A 16,485-nucleotide genomic window follows, 5' to 3' on the forward strand; every position below is an offset into this window, starting at 1 on the left:
ACTCTGATGGCACGTATACCTCTTCTTCAGCTCACGGATATTTCGCTCGGATTCGGCGGAGATCCCTTGTTTTCAGACCTTAGTTTGGTGGTGCAACCCGCCGACCGTGTGGCCCTTGTTGGCCGCAACGGATCGGGCAAATCAACCTTGATGAAGGTGATGGCGGGGTTGATCGAACCCGATAATGGCGCGCGCATCGTGTCGCCCGGCGTTCGAGTTGGCTATATGGAGCAGGACCCCGATTTAAGTGGCTTCGAAACGCTCGGCGATTTCGCTTCCAGTGAACTTGACCCTATCGAATCCTATAAGGTCGATATGGTCGCCGAAGGCCTTAAATTTAAGCCTGAAACCCTGATTTCTGCGGCTTCTGGCGGCGAGAAACGCCGTGCCGCCCTCGCAAAATTGCTGGCCGAAGAGCCGCAACTTATGCTGCTCGATGAGCCGACAAACCACCTCGATATCGAAGCCATTGCGTGGCTCGAAGATCAATTACGTTCCACCCGCGCGGGCTTCATTCTGATCTCGCACGACCGTGCCTTCCTCAATGCCCTGACCCGCGCGACCCTCTGGGTGGACCGTGGCAAAGTGCGTCGTCTGGAAGAAGGATTCGAAGCTTTTGAGGGGTGGCGTGATAAAACGTGGGAAGACGAAGACTCGCAGCGCCACAAATTAAATCGTCTGATTAAATCCGAGGCCAAATGGGCCGTTGAAGGTATTTCGGCGCGTCGCACGCGTAACCAAGGCCGTCTTCGTGCTTTAGGGGACCTCAAAGAACAACGTTCCGGACAAGTTAAACGTCAAGGTGCGGCCGCGATGGCCTTTGATGCCAGTCCGCAATCGGGCCGCAAGGTGATCGAAGCCGAAAACCTGACGATGCGCTATGATGACAAACAGATTCTCAGCGATTTTTCGATCAAAATTGCCCGTGGCGATCGCGTGGCTTTTGTGGGACCGAACGGCGTTGGCAAAACCACGTTGCTCAAAATCCTGATTGGCGACATTGAGGCCGATAGCGGCACAGTAAAACGCGGCACCAAACTTCAAACCGTTGTTTTTGACCAAAATCGGTCGCAACTTGATCCGAATATGACCCTTTGGGACAGCCTGACGGGCGATCCCGATATGCGTGTTTCGGGCAAAGCCGACCAAGTCAGCGTGCGTGGCGTACCGCGTCATGTTATCGGTTATCTCAAGGATTTCCTCTTTGACGAAACCCGCGCCCGCGCGCCTGTGTCCTCCCTTTCGGGTGGCGAGAAGGCGCGTCTTTTGCTAGCGAAAATCATGGCGCGTGAAAGCAACCTTCTGGTGCTCGACGAGCCAACCAACGACCTCGACGTCGAAACCCTCGACTTGTTGCAAGATTTGATCGGCGAATACGACGGTACCGTGCTTTTGGTCAGCCACGACCGTGATTTTCTGGACCGCGTGACCCAAACAACCATCGCCATGGAAGGCAACGGTAACGCCGTCGCTTATGCTGGCGGATGGAGCGATTATCGCGCCCAGCGTCAAGAAGAGGCAAAGGCTGCACCCGTCGCAAAATCTTCGGGATCGGGCGGTTCGAAAAACGCCTCCGCGAGCAAGTCAGCCGCAAAATCCAACGGCTTGTCCTTTGTGGAGCAACACCGTTTGGAAGCGCTTCCCAAGGAAATTGCGCGCTTTGAGGCCGAGATCACCAAGCTTGAAGAATTTCTCGCGGCGCCTGATTTGTTTACCGATGAGCCGGTAAAATTCCAAAAAGGCACTGACGCGCTTTTGGAACGTCACGATGCTTTGGCCAAGGCTGAAGAAGAGTGGATGAAACTTGCGGAACGGGCCGAGGCTTAGGCCCGCTCTGCAACTTTAAGCGCCTAGGCCATGCGCAGGCCACCGTCCAGACGGATTACTTCCGCGTTCAAATACGGGTGTGATATGATGAATTCTACGAGGCGGGCAAAGTCATGCGCGGTGCCCAATCGCTTGGGATGCACCACGTCTTTTGACAGGCCTGCGATGATCTCCTCGCCAAGACTTTCGAGCATCGGGGTCATGAATATGCCCGGCGCGATGGCCATCACACGGATACCCGTGCGTCCCAAGTCGCGGGCCATCGGCAAGGAAAGTCCCGCAATTCCCGCTTTGGACGCCGCATAAGCTGCTTGGCCGCGCTGCCCGTCAAAGGCGGCAACCGAAGCCGTGTTGATAATAACGCCACGCTCATTATCGGCGTTTGGGGCGTTGTCAGCCATGGCTTGGGCGGCGAGGCGCGCAACGTTGAACGTACCCACGAGATTGATGTCGATGGTGCGCTGAAAATCCGCGAGCGGGAAGGGGCCGTTTTTTCCCAACGTGCTCGCGCCAGTAACGATTCCCGCGCAATTCACACAAGCTGTGATGCCGCCCATCGCTGATTTGGCCTGCGCGATGGCTGCCATTACGGATGCCTCGTCGGTCACGTCAACTTCGACGAATGTTGCCCCGATTTCGGCAGCAACCATGGGGCCGCGTGTCGCGTCGCGGTCAAAAATCGTGACCTGTGCGCCTGAGGCCGCCAAGGCCCGTGCGCAGCCTTCGCCCAAGCCAGACGCGCCGCCGGTGATGATGGCTTTTGTCGTTGTGATGTCCATTGCGACCTCCCAGAAAATAATTGAACACTTGTTCAATAAAGGCCAGGGCGGTTTTAATCAAGCCTTTACCATTTACCTGAAGCACCGCCGCCTGAACTGCATCCGCCACCGAAACTTGACCCACCCGAGCCTGAACTATTGTTGTCGTCTGTGTCAGAGACGCGTGGAATTATGAATTGTGTGACATTAAAATAGCTGCAATTTGGGCAAGTGATGTTTGTTTCACGCAGACCCGTATCGCTTGTTGTGGCAGATTGCAGGGTGGTTATTTTCCTCACCATGCCTTTTTGCCCACATTGAGGGCAGGGTTTGCGTGCGAATTGAAAACCGGAAAGTTTGGGGCCAAGGACCGCCGCAACTACACTGCCACCAAAGAATATCGCCATGCCCCAAAAAATCAGATCCGCGATGCCGTTTGGATTTTTGGGGCGCTCAGGAGACAACTCGCCGCCATTAAAAGGCAAGGCGATCAGCGAGATCATTTTGTCCGCACCATCCAAGACACCGTCGTCAAAATCCCCGTCCTTGAAAGCGGGGGTGATGTAGAATTGGATAATGTCCTCGGATATATCGTCGTATATAGGGGGGTAGCCGCTGCCCACTTCAATGCGGAAGGTGCGGTCATTTTTGGAGATCACCAGCAAAAGGCCGTCGTTTCGTTCAGCTTTGCCAATGCCCCATTTGTTAAAAACCGCCGTGGTAAAATCCGCGATATTCGTCCGATCGCCATATGACGCCATGTCAGTGACGGTGAGGATGCTCATCTCGGTGCCGATGTCCTCCCTGAGGTAGTTGAGTTTGCGCCGCAGGGTATCTTGAATTTCGGGTGAAAGCATGTTGGCGTAATCATTGACATAGAGGTTTTCATATTCGGGAAGGGTTTGGGCTTGGCCGGGGAGGGAGACAGCAAGGAGGCCGAGGGCAACGACCAAAGCGGCTAACAAACGGGTCATTTCAGCTCCAAAAACACGTTGAACCAGAGTTTAGACCCGTTTTCATAGAAATCAAGCAATGAGGTCACGGATGACCGTGGGGATCATCATCACGTCATCGCGGGTGCAATCGAATTGTCCGACTTGGACGCGGATCACAAAGCGCTCGTCGTGGGTGGTTTGGGTCAGATAGATACGCCCGTCCGCGTTGATGCGTTCGAGTAAGGCGGCTGTTTCGACGTCATCGATATAGGAAAAGGTGAAAAGGGACAGCCGCGGCGAGGTTGTGAGGAGGCAACCGGGGATCAACGCGATGGCGTCGCGGGCCTCAAGTGACCATGCGACGTGGTTGCGGATGCGTTCGCGCAAGCCATCTAAGCCATAGGCCCGTAGCGTAAACCAAATTTTGAGCGCGCGGAAACGGCGGCCCAAGGGGACGGTCCATTCGTTGTAGTTGACGATTTCGTCTTGGCCTTGGGTGTTGAGATAGGCGGGGCGCAGGCCGAGAGTGCGGATTTGCTCGCTTGGATTGGGCATGAACTGGATGGCGCAATCGAATTGGACCCCGAGCCATTTGTGCGGGTTGAATACGATGGAATCCGCGCCTTCAATGCCCTCCCAAAGGGGGCGGAATTCCTCGCAGATCATCGCGCTTCCAGCCCATGCAGCGTCGACATGTACGAAGAGGTTGTGGGCTTTTGCGACTTTGATACAGGCGGCAATGGGATCGCAGGCGCCTATCGAAGTGCCGCCCGTGCACAGGACGACGCCTGCGGGGAGGTGGCCCGCCTCGATGTCGGCGCGAATGGCCGCGTCAAGCGCCGCGGGGTCCATGCCGTAATCCGAAGTTGTGGGGATTTTGACGAGGTTGTCTTGGCCGATGCCTGCCACGCGCACGGCCTTGTCGACGGAACTGTGGGTCTGGGCAGAGGCGTAAATGCGCAAGCGGGGTTGGCCGCTCAGGCCGTCGGTGAGGCCCGCCCAATCTAGCGCACGTTCGCGCATGGTGAGTATCGCCGACAGGGTTGTCGTGGTGGCGCTGTCGTGGATTGTACCGGTGAACGTGTCGGGCAGGCCCATCGCATTGGCGAGCCAGCCGATCATCACGGCCTCGATTTCATTGGCGGCGGGGGCAGTTTGCCAGAGCATGGCTTGACCCGCGATGGCATTGGCGAGTTGCTCTGCAAGCATGGAAGCCGGCGAGGCATTGGCGGGGAAATAGGCAAAGAAACGCGGGTGTTGCCAGTGGGTTGTGTTGCTGGGCACGAGGCGTTCGAAATCCGCGAAAATTGTGCTCATATCTTCGGGGCCGTCGGGGGCCTTGGCAGGGAGTTGTGCGGCAATCGAGCCGGGTTTTATATTGGGGCGTACAGGGACGTCGCGCAGACCCGCATGATAGTCGCGCGCCCAATCGGCGGCGATTTTTGACCAATGGGCCAGATCATCGTGATTCATATAGTTTCTTCCGATTACAGCCGCTTAAACGAGGAGGTTGTCGATAATATCGCTTGAAATTCCATTTGCGAGGGGCGAAAAATCCCCGTCCCGCAGTATTGTGTTTGCGGCGTCGTAAAGCGCACGATGGGTGACGCGGGCAAGGGAGGAGCCGAGCGAAATGCGCGCGACACCGATGGCGGCAAACTCGCTTTTGCGGCGTTGGGCATAGGGACCGGACGCAAGCGCGTTGACGGGTAAGGTGGAGCTGGCACAGATTGTCGCGAGGTCGTCCCATGAGGCGGGCATGGGTACATAGAGACTGTCGGCACCGGCGTCTTCAAACGCTTTGATCCGGATGAGGGCTTCGGCGAGATCATAGACTCCATGCATGATCCCGTCGGCGCGGGCCAAGAGGAAAAAGTCGTTTTTTAACGCGCGGGCAGCCGAGGCTGCGGCTTTGATCCGTTCCGTAGCGAGGGCGACGTCATAGGGCGCATCACTTGGGAGGGCGATATCCTCGATACAGACCCCCGCGAGACCAATTTCGCCCGCAAGACGGATGGTTTCGGCGACGTCGTCTGGGCTATCGCCAAAGCCGTTCTCAAAATCGCCCGAAACGGGGATGTCCAGCGCGCGAACGAGGTCTTGGGCGTGGGTGAGGGCCTCGTCGCGGGTAACGCCGTCGGGTTTTCCAAGGGTGAAAGCTTGGGCCGCGGAGGAGGTCGCGACAGCTTGCGCGCCGAGGTTCTGAAGCATTTTCGCGCTGCCGATATCCCACGCATTAGCAAGAATAAAGGGATTGCCGCGTTGGTGTAGCGCGCGGAACGTTTGGCCTAGATCTGTCATTTGGTCCTCCTCAAAGTGGGCCGAGGGTAGGTCAGGGGTATTGACTGGTCAAGCGCCTTGGCAGAGGGCGCACAGTTTGCTACACCCACGTTATGAGACAATTTTGCGCCATTATTTGCATTTGTATTCCTGCTTAACATCAAAGCGGGCCGTCTTCTCATTTCCAATTGAAACCAAAGTTGATATGCCCGCGGCAAGCACCCGCGTGAGGACACTATGGTTGAGATAAAGTTACACAATACAAGAACCCGTCAAAAAGAGGTTTTTGAACCGATTGATGCCCAGAATGTGCGCATGTATGTCTGTGGGCCGACGGTCTATGATCGCGCCCACCTTGGCAACGCGCGGCCAGTGATTGTGTTTGATGTTTTGCAACGTTTGCTGCGGCATGTGTATGGGGCGGAGCACGTCACCTATGTACGCAATTTCACCGATGTTGATGACAAGATTAATGCGCGGGCGGCGGAAACTGGTCGCTCGATTGGCGAGATTTGTGACGAAACTATTGGCTGGTTCTTGGACGATATGCGGGCCGTGGGGGCGCAAGATCCTGATGAAATGCCACGGGCCACGCAATATATTCCCCAGATGATTTCGATGATTACCACGTTGATCGAAACGGGCCACGCCTATGCCGCCGAGGGGCATGTGCTTTTTGCGGTGGAAAGCTATGACAAATACGGGGCTCTTTCGGGGCGTTCGCTGGATGATATGATCGCGGGCGCGCGGGTCGAAGTGGCACCCTATAAGCGCAATCCGATGGATTTTGTGCTTTGGAAGCCGTCGGATTCTGCGACGCCAGGGTGGGAAAGCCCTTGGGGCTTTGGTCGTCCGGGGTGGCATATTGAGTGTTCGGCGATGGCCTATGAGTTGCTTGGGGATGCGTTTGACATCCACGGCGGCGGCAATGATTTGATGTTCCCGCATCACGAAAACGAAGTGGCGCAAAGCTGCTGTGCGCATCCCGAGGGGGCGTTCGCCAAGGTTTGGATGCACAATGAAATGTTGCAGGTTGAGGGCAAGAAAATGTCCAAGAGCCTTGGCAATTTCTTCACGGTGCGCGATTTGCTCGACCAAGGGGTTCCGGGCGAAGTGATCCGCTTTGTGATGCTGTCGACGCATTATCGGAAACCGATGGACTGGACCGAAAAAAAACGGGACGAGGCCGAAAAAACGCTTACGAATTGGAAACAAATCATTGATGAAGAACGTGACGATGTTGCTCGTCTTTTGCCGCATACCCGCCCACCAGTAGAAGTTGTAGAGGCACTTGCATCTGACCTGAACACATCAATGGCCATTTCCCACCTGCATAAATTGGCTGCTAAAGCTAAAAGTGACCTGACTTCAAAAGTAGAACTTGCTGCCGCACTGAATTTTCTCGGATTTGACTACAAACATATTTGGGTGACTACCTTCGGATCTTCGTTGGATGCCATACTCGTTGATCTTGGCGAATACGAGGCGTTGTTGGACAACGCGCGAAAAATTGGCAAAGAAACAAAGGATTTTTCAGAAGTTGATCGTATCAAAAGTGCTTTAGTTGAAGCTGGATTAGAAGTGAGGATGTCTAAAGACGGCGTTACACTCGATTTTAAGGAGAACTTTGATCGCTCCAAACTGGAGGCTCTAAAATGAGTAAAACCCGCCTTTATCTCTACGACACAACATTACGCGACGGACAACAAACGCAGGGTGTGCAATTCTCGACCGACGAGAAAATCCGGATTGCCAAGGCGCTTGATGGTCTCGGTCTTGATTACATTGAGGGCGGCTGGCCCGGGGCAAACCCGACGGACAGCGCCTTTTTCGACGATGCACCAAAAACGCGCGCGATGATGACTGCGTTTGGCATGACCAAACGCAGTGGCCGTAGTGCTGAAAACGACGACGTGCTTGCGGCGGTGATGAATGCGCGCACGCCTGCGGTTTGCCTTGTTGGCAAAAGCCATGATTTCCACGTTACCCGCGCGCTTGATATCCCTCTTGAGGAGAATATCGACAATATTTCCGCCTCGATTGCCTATATCGTGGCACAGGGGCGCGAGGCCCTGTTTGATGCGGAACATTTCTTTGACGGCTATAAAGCCAACCCCGAATATGCCCTCGCTTGTTTGCGGGCGGCATTGGATGCAGGCGCGCGGTGGGTGGTTCTATGCGACACCAATGGCGGCACTTTGCCAAGCGAGATTGGGCGCATTGTCTCGGCTGTGATCGCCACCGGAATTGCGGGCGCGAACGTCGGAATCCACACCCATAACGATACCGAAAATGCCGTCGCGGGGAGCCTTGCGGCGATTGAAGCGGGGGCGTGCCAAATCCAAGGGACGCTCAACGGGTTGGGCGAGCGCTGTGGCAATGCCAACCTGACAACGCTGATTCCGACACTGATTTTGAAGCAGGATTATGCGGACCGATTTGAGACCGGAATTGAACGTAAGGCCCTGCTGGGGCTGACGAAGCTCAGCCGGATGCTGGATGATATTCTTAATCGCGTTCCTATGCGGCAAGCGCCCTATGTCGGGGCCAGCGCTTTTGCGCATAAGGCGGGATTGCATGCTTCAGCGATCCTGAAAGACCCGACGACTTACGAGCACATCGATCCGGAACTTGTTGGAAACACACGGATAATACCGATGTCCAATCAGGCGGGGCAAAGCAATTTACGCAGTCGTTTGGCGAGTGCCGGCCTTGAGGTGGACGTCAAAAACCCGGCGCTGGCACGCATTCTTGAGGTGATCAAAGAGCGCGAGGACGAGGGCTATTCCTTTGACGTCGCACAGGCGAGTTTTGAGCTTTTGGCGCGGCGTGAGTTGGGCCTTTTGCCAGAGTTTTTCGAGGTAAAACGCTATAAGGTGACGGTCGAGCGGCGCAAAAATAAGCGCAACAAAATGGTGAGCCTTTCGGAAGCCGTGGTGGTTGTGAAAATCAACGGCGAGAAGAAAATGTCGGTGAGCGACTCGATGGACGAGGGCGGCACGGATCGCGGCCCTGTGAATGCGTTGATGCAGGCTTTGCTCAAGGACTTAGGCCCTTATCAGGACCTAATAGATGACATGCATCTGGTTGATTATAAGGTGCGCATCACCAATGGTGGCACCGAGGCTGTGACCCGCGTTGTGATTGATAGCGAAGATACGCAAGGGCGGCGTTGGTCCACCGTTGGCGCTTCGTCCAACATTGTGGATGCAAGCTTTGAGGCGCTTTTGGACGCGATTCAGTGGAAGCTCGTGCGCGATGTGAAGCTGCCATGATGGATTATGCAGTGTGTGCGGCGCTTGTGGAAAAGGGCGATCCAGATCGGTTTTTAGCGACAATGGCGGCGGCGCCTGCGTTGCGTGGCGGTTTGTTTACTTTGGCGGCCTATAACCTTGAATTGGCGCGTGCGCCGTGGGCGAGCAAAGAGCCGATGATTGCCGAAATGCGGCTTCAGTGGTGGCGGGATTTGATTGACGAAATCGCGGCGAAAGGTGTGGTGCGTACACACGAAGTTTCGGCTTCTTTGGTGCAATGTGTGCAGGAATTTGGACTTTCGGCCCAGAATCTAGACCAAATGGCGGCGGCGCGACTTTGGGATGCTTACACTGAGCCCTTTGCCGATCAGGATGATTTTGACGAATATATTGATCACACGGCGGGGCATTTGATGTGGATGGCTTGCCAGACGTTGGGGGCGCAGCCTGACGATGAGAAATCTGTGCGGGCCTATGCTTACGGTGTCGGAGTTGCTGCGTGGCTTGCGGCGGTTGCTGATCTTGTGGAACGGGGGAAAATCCCGTTGCTCGACGGACGTGACGAAGGCGTAAAATCCCTTGCGCAGCGGGGGTTGGAGCGTATGCAATCAGCCAAACCATCGCGCAATTTTGCCCCCGCTTTGCGGTGGGGATGGCAGGCGGAACCCTTGTTGAAGTTGGCGATCAAAAGCCCCGAACGGGTGGGCGACGGTTCGCTGTATTTGCCAGAATTTTCCCGCAAAGCGCGGCTATTGCGCAAGTCGGTACTGGGGCGGTATTAGGCCGTTTGTTTGGGCTGCATCACCAGCCAAATCAAAGCCCCTCCTGCGAGCACAAGGAAAGGAATCATCGCGAGATTGACGCTGGTCCAGCCCTCAACTGGGGTGCCGCCGGAGCAATTCATCAATCCGCCAGATGCCAGTGACGCCACGGTGACAAAGCCGAATACGATCATATCATTCAAGCCCTGCATCCGCCCGCGTTCCTCGGGGGTGTGGGCCGTGGCGAGCATGGTTGTCGCGCCGATAAAGCCAAAGTTCCAGCCCATGCCGAGCAACACGAGCGCGACATAGAAGTTCGTCAACTCGACACCTGCAAGGGCGACAACGCCCGCTAACGCGAGGATCGCGAGGCCCGTTGCGACGATTTTTTCAACACCGAACCGCACAATAAGATGTCCCGTGAAGAAGCTGGGGGCGAACATGGCCAACACGTGGCCCGTCACGACATTTGCCGCGTCGTCATTGCCAAACCCGCATCCAACCACCGCGAGGGGGGTGGAGGTCATTACTAAGTTCATCAAGGCATAGGAAACCATTGCGCAGATCACGGCAACAAGGATGCGCGGTGATTTGATCATTTCCCAGCGCGTGCGGCCTTTGACATCGTGCACGTTTGGTTTGGGCGGCGTTGGGATGTCGAGCGCGAAGAACAAAAGCGAGCCGACCAGATTGAGTACGATGACCGTTAAGTAGACGCCCATGAAGGGGATCGCGGTGCTGTCAACGGTGAGTTTGCCCAATTGCGGTCCGATGAACGCCGAAAGAAGTCCACCGGCCATAACCCACGAAATCGCCTTGGCGCGGAAGTCCTCGGGGGCTGTATCGATGGCGGCAAACCGGAAAAATCCCTGCGAAGACATATAGATGCCGGTAATCAAGCTGCCCACGAGGAGGAGGGCGAAAGTATCGAAATATAGGCCGTAGGCGCTGATGGCCGCGCCAATCATGCCGCTAAACGCACCAACGAAAAATCCGATTTGGCGGCCAAATTTCTGCATAATGGCTGAAAGCGGCGATGCGGCCAGCATGGACCCCATGACAATCATCGAAATCGGCAATGTGGCAAAACAAATGTTTGTCGCCATGTTTTGCCCTGCAAGGCCTGCATAAGTGAAGATCATCGACATCTGGGCGCCCAAAATAGCTTGGGCGGCAACAAGGACGAGAACATTTTTACGGGCGCGAGACAGCGATTGAATTTCGGTCATGCGCAATTCGTAGCGGCGAAACTCCGCTGGTGAAACCCCAAAAAGTGCAATTCAGTTTTTATCAATTATATGGGCAAAAGATCCGCAAATGTTTGCCTGAAGAAGGCCCATTGGAGGCAGGGCGTTTCCTTCGGCATCCGTTGCTTTAAACAGGGGTGTTCCTTGTGCGCGCAACGTCGTTGCATAGTGAAACTCATGTGCTTTGAAATGGCCGTTAAATGGCCCCGCGTCGGCATACAGGTCGCGGTAACCCAGATGCAGTTTACGGGTTTCAAAGCTTGTCTCAACGGGCAAAAGGCCGAGCATTTCATGACGCGCGCCCTTTGCATCAATCAAGCCTTCCCCCAAAGCCATATAACCACCGCATTCGCCGTAGATTTGGGTGCCTTTTTGGGCGGCAGTTCTGACGGAGGCCTTGAAAACATCTGCATTCGCAAGGGTTTCGGCAAAAATCTCCGGATAGCCGCCAGGTAGAAAGAGGAAGTCAGAGGCGGGGGCCGCTTCGTTATTCAAGGGTGAGAAAAACGTGATTTCTGCGCCAGCAGAACGCCAATCCGCCAGCATATGGGGGTATGCAAAGGCAAAGGCGCGGTCCTGTGCGACGGCGATGCGCTGCGCTGGCGGGCGCAGGCGCGGTGCCGCTTGAGAGGTGCATGGTGGGCGTGCAAGGGTGAGCAGGGCATTGAGGTTAACGGCCCCCCCGATTTCAGCAGCAGCGATTTCAAGAAACGCTTCCAAATCGGGGTGTTCGCCTGCTTGTACCAAACCAAGGTGGCGCGAGGGGCGCGAAAGCGCATCCGAACGATGAACCGCGCCTAATACGGGCAAGCCCAAAGGCGCGAGCGCTTGGCGCAACATAGCTTCGTGCCGCGCGGACCCCACGCGATTGAGGATGACGCCCGCAATGGTCACGTCGGGCGCAAACCCTGCGAAGCCTGCTACCAAGGGCGCGACCGATTGCGCGGTTTTCGAGGCGTCAACGATCAAGACAACGGGCACGGCGAGGATGCGCGCGATGTCGGCACTAGACCCTTTACCGGAGGGCGGCGCACCGTCGAACAGGCCCATTGCGCCCTCAATCAGAAGCGGCCCGTCGCCGGTGGCCAAGTCGCGGATTCGGTCGGGGGACATGGCCCATGCATCAAGGTTCAGACAGGTTTGCCCTGCTGCGGCCTCGTGAAAACGGGGGTCAATATAATCTGGGCCGGATTTCGCACCACGCACAGGAATGCCCGCATTTCTGAGTGCCCGCAGAAGACCTAATGTGATCGTGGTTTTTCCCGCACCTGAGGTCGGAGCGGCGAGGAGGATCGCGCCAGATGTCACCGTTCTTCGGCGGGGCGACCGCGCCCGAGCGGATCAAGGTTGCGCGCGGGCTTGCCCTCAAGCATCCCTTGCCAATCCAAAACTTGCCGCATCTTAACCGAACGCCCAATGCAAATAATCGCGGGCGGCTCAAGATCGCTGGCTTCAATATCGGCGACCACATTTTCAAGCGTGGTTTCAAGGACCTGTTGGTTTTTCGTCGTGGCTTCGGTGACGACGGCAACGGGTTCATTGGCCGCGCGCCCCGCATCAAGAAGGGCGCCTGCAATCCGTGCGATATGTTTCATACCCATATATATCACAAGGACTTGGGAGCCTTGCGATATGGCTTTCCAGTTCAGATTTGTCGTTTCGCCGGTCTGGTCATGGCCCGTCACAAAGGTTACCGATTGGTTTACATCGCGGTGCGTCACGGGGATGCCCGCATAAGCCAGCCCGCCAATTCCCGCCGAAATGCCTGGGATAATGCGCACGGGCACATCGTGTTGCACCAGTGTTTGCGCCTCTTCGCCACCGCGTCCAAAAACAAAAGGGTCGCCGCCTTTAAGCCGCAAAACCCGCCGTCCTGCTTTGGCCAAATCAACAAGCGTCAGGGAGATATCTTGTTGTTTCGCCGAGGGTTTCCCACCCCGCTTGCCCGCGTAAATCAATTCGGCATCGGGGCGTGCCCACGCCAGAATATCCTTCTGCACAAGCGCGTCATAGACAATCACGTCGGCCTGTTGCAGCGCGTTCAAGCCATGCAAAGTCATAAGGCCAGGATCGCCGGGGCCAGCGCCACAAAGCCAAACCCATCCGGGCAGAAGTTCAGGCCAGTCTCCTGTCGGGAGAACAGCAGAATGGGAAGCGGCGCGTGGCGTTGAATCAGTCATATCCCCTTATGCCCCGTTGTTGGGGCGGCGGAAAGTCTGGAAACGCTCTGAATTGAGCAATTGGCGACAGGAATTTAGTCGTTATAGTCGCGGTGATGACATCAGAGCCCAAAGAATTGCGTCGTGGCTGGACCACGGGCGCCTGTGCGACCGCCGCGACCAAGGCGGCGTTGGTGCGCCTATGGGGCGGGGCGTTTGATGAGGAGGTCTCGATCACGCTTCCGCGCGGCGAGACACCGGATTTTACATTGGCGGAAACCGCATTTTGCACAGAATGGGCCGAGGCCGCGATTATCAAAGACGCGGGCGACGATCCCGATGTCACCCATGGCGCGATGATCCGCTCGCGCGTTACTTTGGGCGGCCACGGCATCCGTTTTAAGGCAGGGGCTGGCGTTGGAACCGTCACCAAGCCGGGCTTGCCGATTGGCGTAGGAGAGCCTGCGATCAATCCGGTGCCGCGCCAAATGATGCAGGATATTGTGGCAGAAATGGCGGCAAAATACGGCGCCGACCCACAGGTTGAAATCGAAATATCCATAGATAATGGGTTGGAAATCGCCAAGAAAACATGGAATCCGCGCCTTGGGATTGTCGGCGGCCTTTCGGTTTTGGGCACGACAGGCGTTGTGCGCCCGTTCAGTTGCTCGGCGTGGATCGCCTCTATTCACCGCGGGATCGATGTGGCGCGGGCAACGGGCCTAACCCATGTCGCGGGATGTACGGGGGCCACGAGCGAAAAAGTGGTACAGGGCCTCTATGATCTCCCCTTGGAAGCAATGCTGGATATGGGCGATTTTGCGGGTGGATTGTTGAAATACTTGCGAAAGCATCCAGTAGAACGAGTCACGATTGGCGGTGGCATTGGCAAAATGGTAAAACTTGCACAGGGGGCCGTTGATTTGCATTCTGGGCGCAGTCAGGTGGATTTCTCACGCTTGGCTGAATTATGTGACGATGCTAGCATATGTAACATGAATACAGCCTTGCAAGCATATGAAAAAATAGGAAAACCTCTTGCAAACAACGTGGCGCATGAGGCGTTACTCCAAATCCGAAAACAACTCCGAGACACGCCAATTCAGGTGGATGTGGTGATTATTGACCGTGTTGGTCTGGTGATTGGGCGGGCGCAAGAATGACCAAAACACTGAAAATCCTTCTTCTCTCAGGGTCGGGAGAAGCGCGCCGTTTAGCTGAAGTTTTGTCGCGGGATCAAAGTGTTACCGTGGTTTCTTCTTTGGCCGGGGCAACGCGGCAACCAACGGTTTTGCCGGTTAGCACACGTATCGGTGGGTTTGGCGGCTATGCGGCGCAGCGTGATTATATTTTGAGCGAAGGTTTTGGCGCAGTCATTGACGCTACGCATCCGTTTGCAGCACGGATTTCCGAGCGCACGCAAGAAATTTGCAGAGAAATTTCAATGCCTTACCTGCATATTAGGCGGCCAGAGTGGCAGGCCGTAGCAGAAGATGATTGGACGATTATCGACAACCCAACCGAAGCGAAGGATCATATTCCAGCCGGATCTGTTGTATTTCTCGCGACGGGGCGCAGCACTTTGGCGTCGTTCGAAAACCTATCAGAAATGACATTGATTTGCCGGCAAATTGACCCGCCTGACGGTCCATTTCCGTATAAGAACGGGCGTTACCTCGTTGGAAAACCACCGTTTTCAGTAGAAGACGAGGTGGCGTTGTTTCGCGACTTGGATGTGGACGTGCTCGTCGTAAAAAACGCCGGCGGGGAGCCTAGCCGTACGAAGCTTGATGCAGCACGCCTTCTTGGTCTTCCGGTCTTGATGTTGCGCCGTCCACCGATGCTCTCAGGGGATCATGTGGAAACCGTTTCTGAAGCCCTCTTGTGGATTAAGAACCTCCAAGAAGTATCTGTATGATAATTGAAAATTTGGAAGACGTTGAAAGACATGCAGAGAGGCTTGTCGCGCTTGAGCCACGGTTCGCACCTGCCTATCAGGCGACAGGGCCGCTTCCTTTGCGCCGTAGGAAAGACGGGTTTTCTGCGCTGTTTGATGCCATCATTAGTCAGCAGGTGAGCGTTGCCTCCGCGAATGCAATTTCAAAACGGTTGAAAGACGCAAAAATGATGGGGCCGCGAAAAATCATCGCGGCCAGCGACGCAGAATTGCGCGACCTTGGCCTGAGTCGTCAAAAGGTGCGCTATGCCCGTGCCCTAGCGGAGGCGCGGATTGATTACGCTGCTTTGCGCACGGCATCCAGCGATGACGTCATCAAAACCCTCACCGAAGTGTCTGGAATTGGCGCATGGACCGCCGAGATTTATGCAATGTTTTCATTGGGTCACGCGGATGTCTTCGCACCAGGAGATTTGGCGCTTCAGGAGAGCGCGCGCTTGATTTTTAGTCTAGCGGACCGCCCAAAAGAGCGCGCGTTTCGCGAAATGGCCGAAGCATGGTCGCCCCATCGGGCGGTTGCAGCGCGGCTGCTCTGGGCCTATTACCATATTGCAAAACAACGAGAAGGCATCCGATGACTCGCACTCTGAAATACACCTCGCGCGCACCTATTTCTGGCACCACAAAATCCATCGTGGTTTTGCTGCACGGGTACGGCGCGAATGGTGCGGATTTGATGGGGTTGGCTGATCCGTTGGGACCCAACCTCAAAGACACGGCCTTTTTCGCACCTGACGCGCCCGAAACTATTCCGGGGGCGCCGTTTGGATTTCAGTGGTTCCCGATTCCATGGATCGACGGTAGCAGTGAAGCACAGGCTGAGGCTGGCCTCAAATTGGCGAGCGAGGACCTGAACGCATTTTTGGATGATATCTTGGTGGAAAATGACGTCGCGCCAGAGAATTGCGTGCTGTTGGGCTTTTCCCAAGGCACGATGATGGCCCTCCACGTGGCCCCGCGGCGTGCTAAGCCCTTCGCCGGTGTTGTAGCCTTCTCTGGTCGACTGTTAGCGCCAGAAAAGCTTGCTCAAGAAACGGTAAGCAAACCGCCAGTTATCCTCATCCACGGTGATAAGGACGACGTGGTCCCAATTCAAAGCATGGCGGATGCGGGCGACGCATTGGTTGCGGCAGGATTTGACGTTTATGCGCATGTCATGGAAGGCACAGCACACGGAATTGGCCCCGACGGGTTGTCTTCGGCCAATCAATTTTTAATGCAAAAATTGGGGTATATTTAGCGCTTTTTGGCGTCACATTGACGTTACCTTGTTAATATAAAGTCAATCGCAGGCAGTTCACCACATC

General features: G+C 55.7%; 15 protein-coding genes. 8 read left to right on the forward strand and 7 right to left on the reverse strand.

Annotated elements, in window-relative coordinates:
• Window positions 1-6 precede the first annotated feature (6 nt).
• Complete coding sequence (locus AB9F26_RS05745; RefSeq protein WP_335584883.1) at window positions 7-1,827, forward strand: ATP-binding cassette domain-containing protein; 1,821 nt, start codon at window positions 7-9, stop codon at window positions 1,825-1,827.
• A gap of 23 nt (window positions 1,828-1,850) precedes the next feature.
• Here AB9F26_RS05745 and AB9F26_RS05750 read toward each other — a convergent pair whose 3' ends face one another.
• The 4 genes from AB9F26_RS05750 to AB9F26_RS05765 form a co-directional block, all read right to left on the reverse strand.
• Complete coding sequence (locus AB9F26_RS05750; RefSeq protein WP_335584884.1) at window positions 1,851-2,606, reverse strand: SDR family NAD(P)-dependent oxidoreductase; 756 nt, start codon at window positions 2,604-2,606, stop codon at window positions 1,851-1,853.
• Between the two features lie 65 nt (window positions 2,607-2,671).
• On the reverse strand, window positions 2,672-3,559 hold the full coding sequence (locus AB9F26_RS05755) for a TPM domain-containing protein (protein WP_335584885.1): 888 nt from the start codon (window positions 3,557-3,559) through the stop codon (window positions 2,672-2,674).
• Between the two features lie 51 nt (window positions 3,560-3,610).
• Window positions 3,611-4,993 (reverse strand): pyridoxal-dependent decarboxylase, encoded by a 1,383-nt coding sequence (locus AB9F26_RS05760; protein WP_335584886.1) that lies wholly within the window; start codon window positions 4,991-4,993, stop codon window positions 3,611-3,613.
• Window positions 4,994-5,017: 24 nt separating this feature from the next.
• Window positions 5,018-5,821 (reverse strand): isocitrate lyase/phosphoenolpyruvate mutase family protein, encoded by an 804-nt coding sequence (locus tag AB9F26_RS05765; protein ID WP_335584887.1) that lies wholly within the window; start codon window positions 5,819-5,821, stop codon window positions 5,018-5,020.
• Between the two features lie 216 nt (window positions 5,822-6,037).
• On the opposite strand from AB9F26_RS05765, the gene cysS reads away from it, so the two are divergent.
• From cysS to AB9F26_RS05780, 3 genes are read left to right on the forward strand one after another with little or no spacing between them, the layout of a single operon-like run.
• Complete coding sequence (cysS, locus tag AB9F26_RS05770; RefSeq protein ID WP_335584888.1) at window positions 6,038-7,459, forward strand: cysteine--tRNA ligase; 1,422 nt, start codon at window positions 6,038-6,040, stop codon at window positions 7,457-7,459.
• A complete protein-coding gene (cimA, locus tag AB9F26_RS05775) occupies window positions 7,456-9,075 on the forward strand; it encodes a citramalate synthase (RefSeq protein ID WP_369767516.1) in 1,620 nt (539 codons plus the stop codon). Before cysS ends, cimA begins: the two co-directional genes overlap by 4 nt.
• Window positions 9,072-9,836, forward strand: coding sequence for a phytoene/squalene synthase family protein (locus AB9F26_RS05780; RefSeq protein ID WP_369767517.1), 765 nt, complete (start codon window positions 9,072-9,074; stop codon window positions 9,834-9,836). Before cimA ends, AB9F26_RS05780 begins: the two co-directional genes overlap by 4 nt.
• On the opposite strand, the gene AB9F26_RS05785 is transcribed toward AB9F26_RS05780, so the two are convergent.
• The 3 genes from AB9F26_RS05785 to cobA are packed head-to-tail and all read right to left on the reverse strand — an operon-like array spanning window position 9,833 to window position 13,242.
• Complete coding sequence (locus AB9F26_RS05785) at window positions 9,833-11,044, reverse strand: MFS transporter (RefSeq protein ID WP_369767518.1); 1,212 nt, start codon at window positions 11,042-11,044, stop codon at window positions 9,833-9,835. The genes AB9F26_RS05780 and AB9F26_RS05785 overlap by 4 nt on opposite strands.
• 51 nt (window positions 11,045-11,095) lie before the next feature.
• On the reverse strand, window positions 11,096-12,370 hold the full coding sequence (locus AB9F26_RS05790) for a cobyrinate a,c-diamide synthase (RefSeq protein ID WP_369767519.1): 1,275 nt from the start codon (window positions 12,368-12,370) through the stop codon (window positions 11,096-11,098).
• Window positions 12,367-13,242, reverse strand: coding sequence for a uroporphyrinogen-III C-methyltransferase (gene cobA / locus AB9F26_RS05795; RefSeq protein ID WP_369767520.1), 876 nt, complete (start codon window positions 13,240-13,242; stop codon window positions 12,367-12,369). The genes AB9F26_RS05790 and cobA overlap by 4 nt, the downstream gene beginning before the upstream one ends.
• Before the next feature lie 95 nt (window positions 13,243-13,337).
• On the opposite strand from cobA, the gene AB9F26_RS05800 reads away from it, so the two are divergent.
• Genes AB9F26_RS05800 through AB9F26_RS05815 form a run of 4 tightly spaced genes read left to right on the forward strand, consistent with a single transcriptional unit; the run spans window position 13,338 to window position 16,418 of the window.
• Entirely contained in the window at window positions 13,338-14,384 is a 1,047-nt protein-coding gene (locus tag AB9F26_RS05800; protein WP_369767521.1) for a cobalt-precorrin-5B (C(1))-methyltransferase, read from the forward strand.
• Window positions 14,381-15,139, forward strand: a complete 759-nt coding sequence (locus tag AB9F26_RS05805) for a cobalt-precorrin-6A reductase (protein WP_369767522.1) — start codon at window positions 14,381-14,383, stop codon at window positions 15,137-15,139. The genes AB9F26_RS05800 and AB9F26_RS05805 overlap by 4 nt, the downstream gene beginning before the upstream one ends.
• On the forward strand, window positions 15,136-15,756 hold the full coding sequence (locus tag AB9F26_RS05810; protein ID WP_369767523.1) for a DNA-3-methyladenine glycosylase: 621 nt from the start codon (window positions 15,136-15,138) through the stop codon (window positions 15,754-15,756). Before AB9F26_RS05805 ends, AB9F26_RS05810 begins: the two co-directional genes overlap by 4 nt.
• Window positions 15,753-16,418, forward strand: coding sequence for an alpha/beta hydrolase (locus tag AB9F26_RS05815; protein ID WP_369767524.1), 666 nt, complete (start codon window positions 15,753-15,755; stop codon window positions 16,416-16,418). The genes AB9F26_RS05810 and AB9F26_RS05815 overlap by 4 nt, the downstream gene beginning before the upstream one ends.
• Window positions 16,419-16,485 lie beyond the last annotated feature (67 nt).

It is taken from the genome of Falsihalocynthiibacter sp. BN13B15, from assembly GCF_041205415.1.
GTDB classification, from domain to species: Bacteria; Pseudomonadota; Alphaproteobacteria; order Rhodobacterales; family Rhodobacteraceae; genus Falsihalocynthiibacter; species Falsihalocynthiibacter arcticus.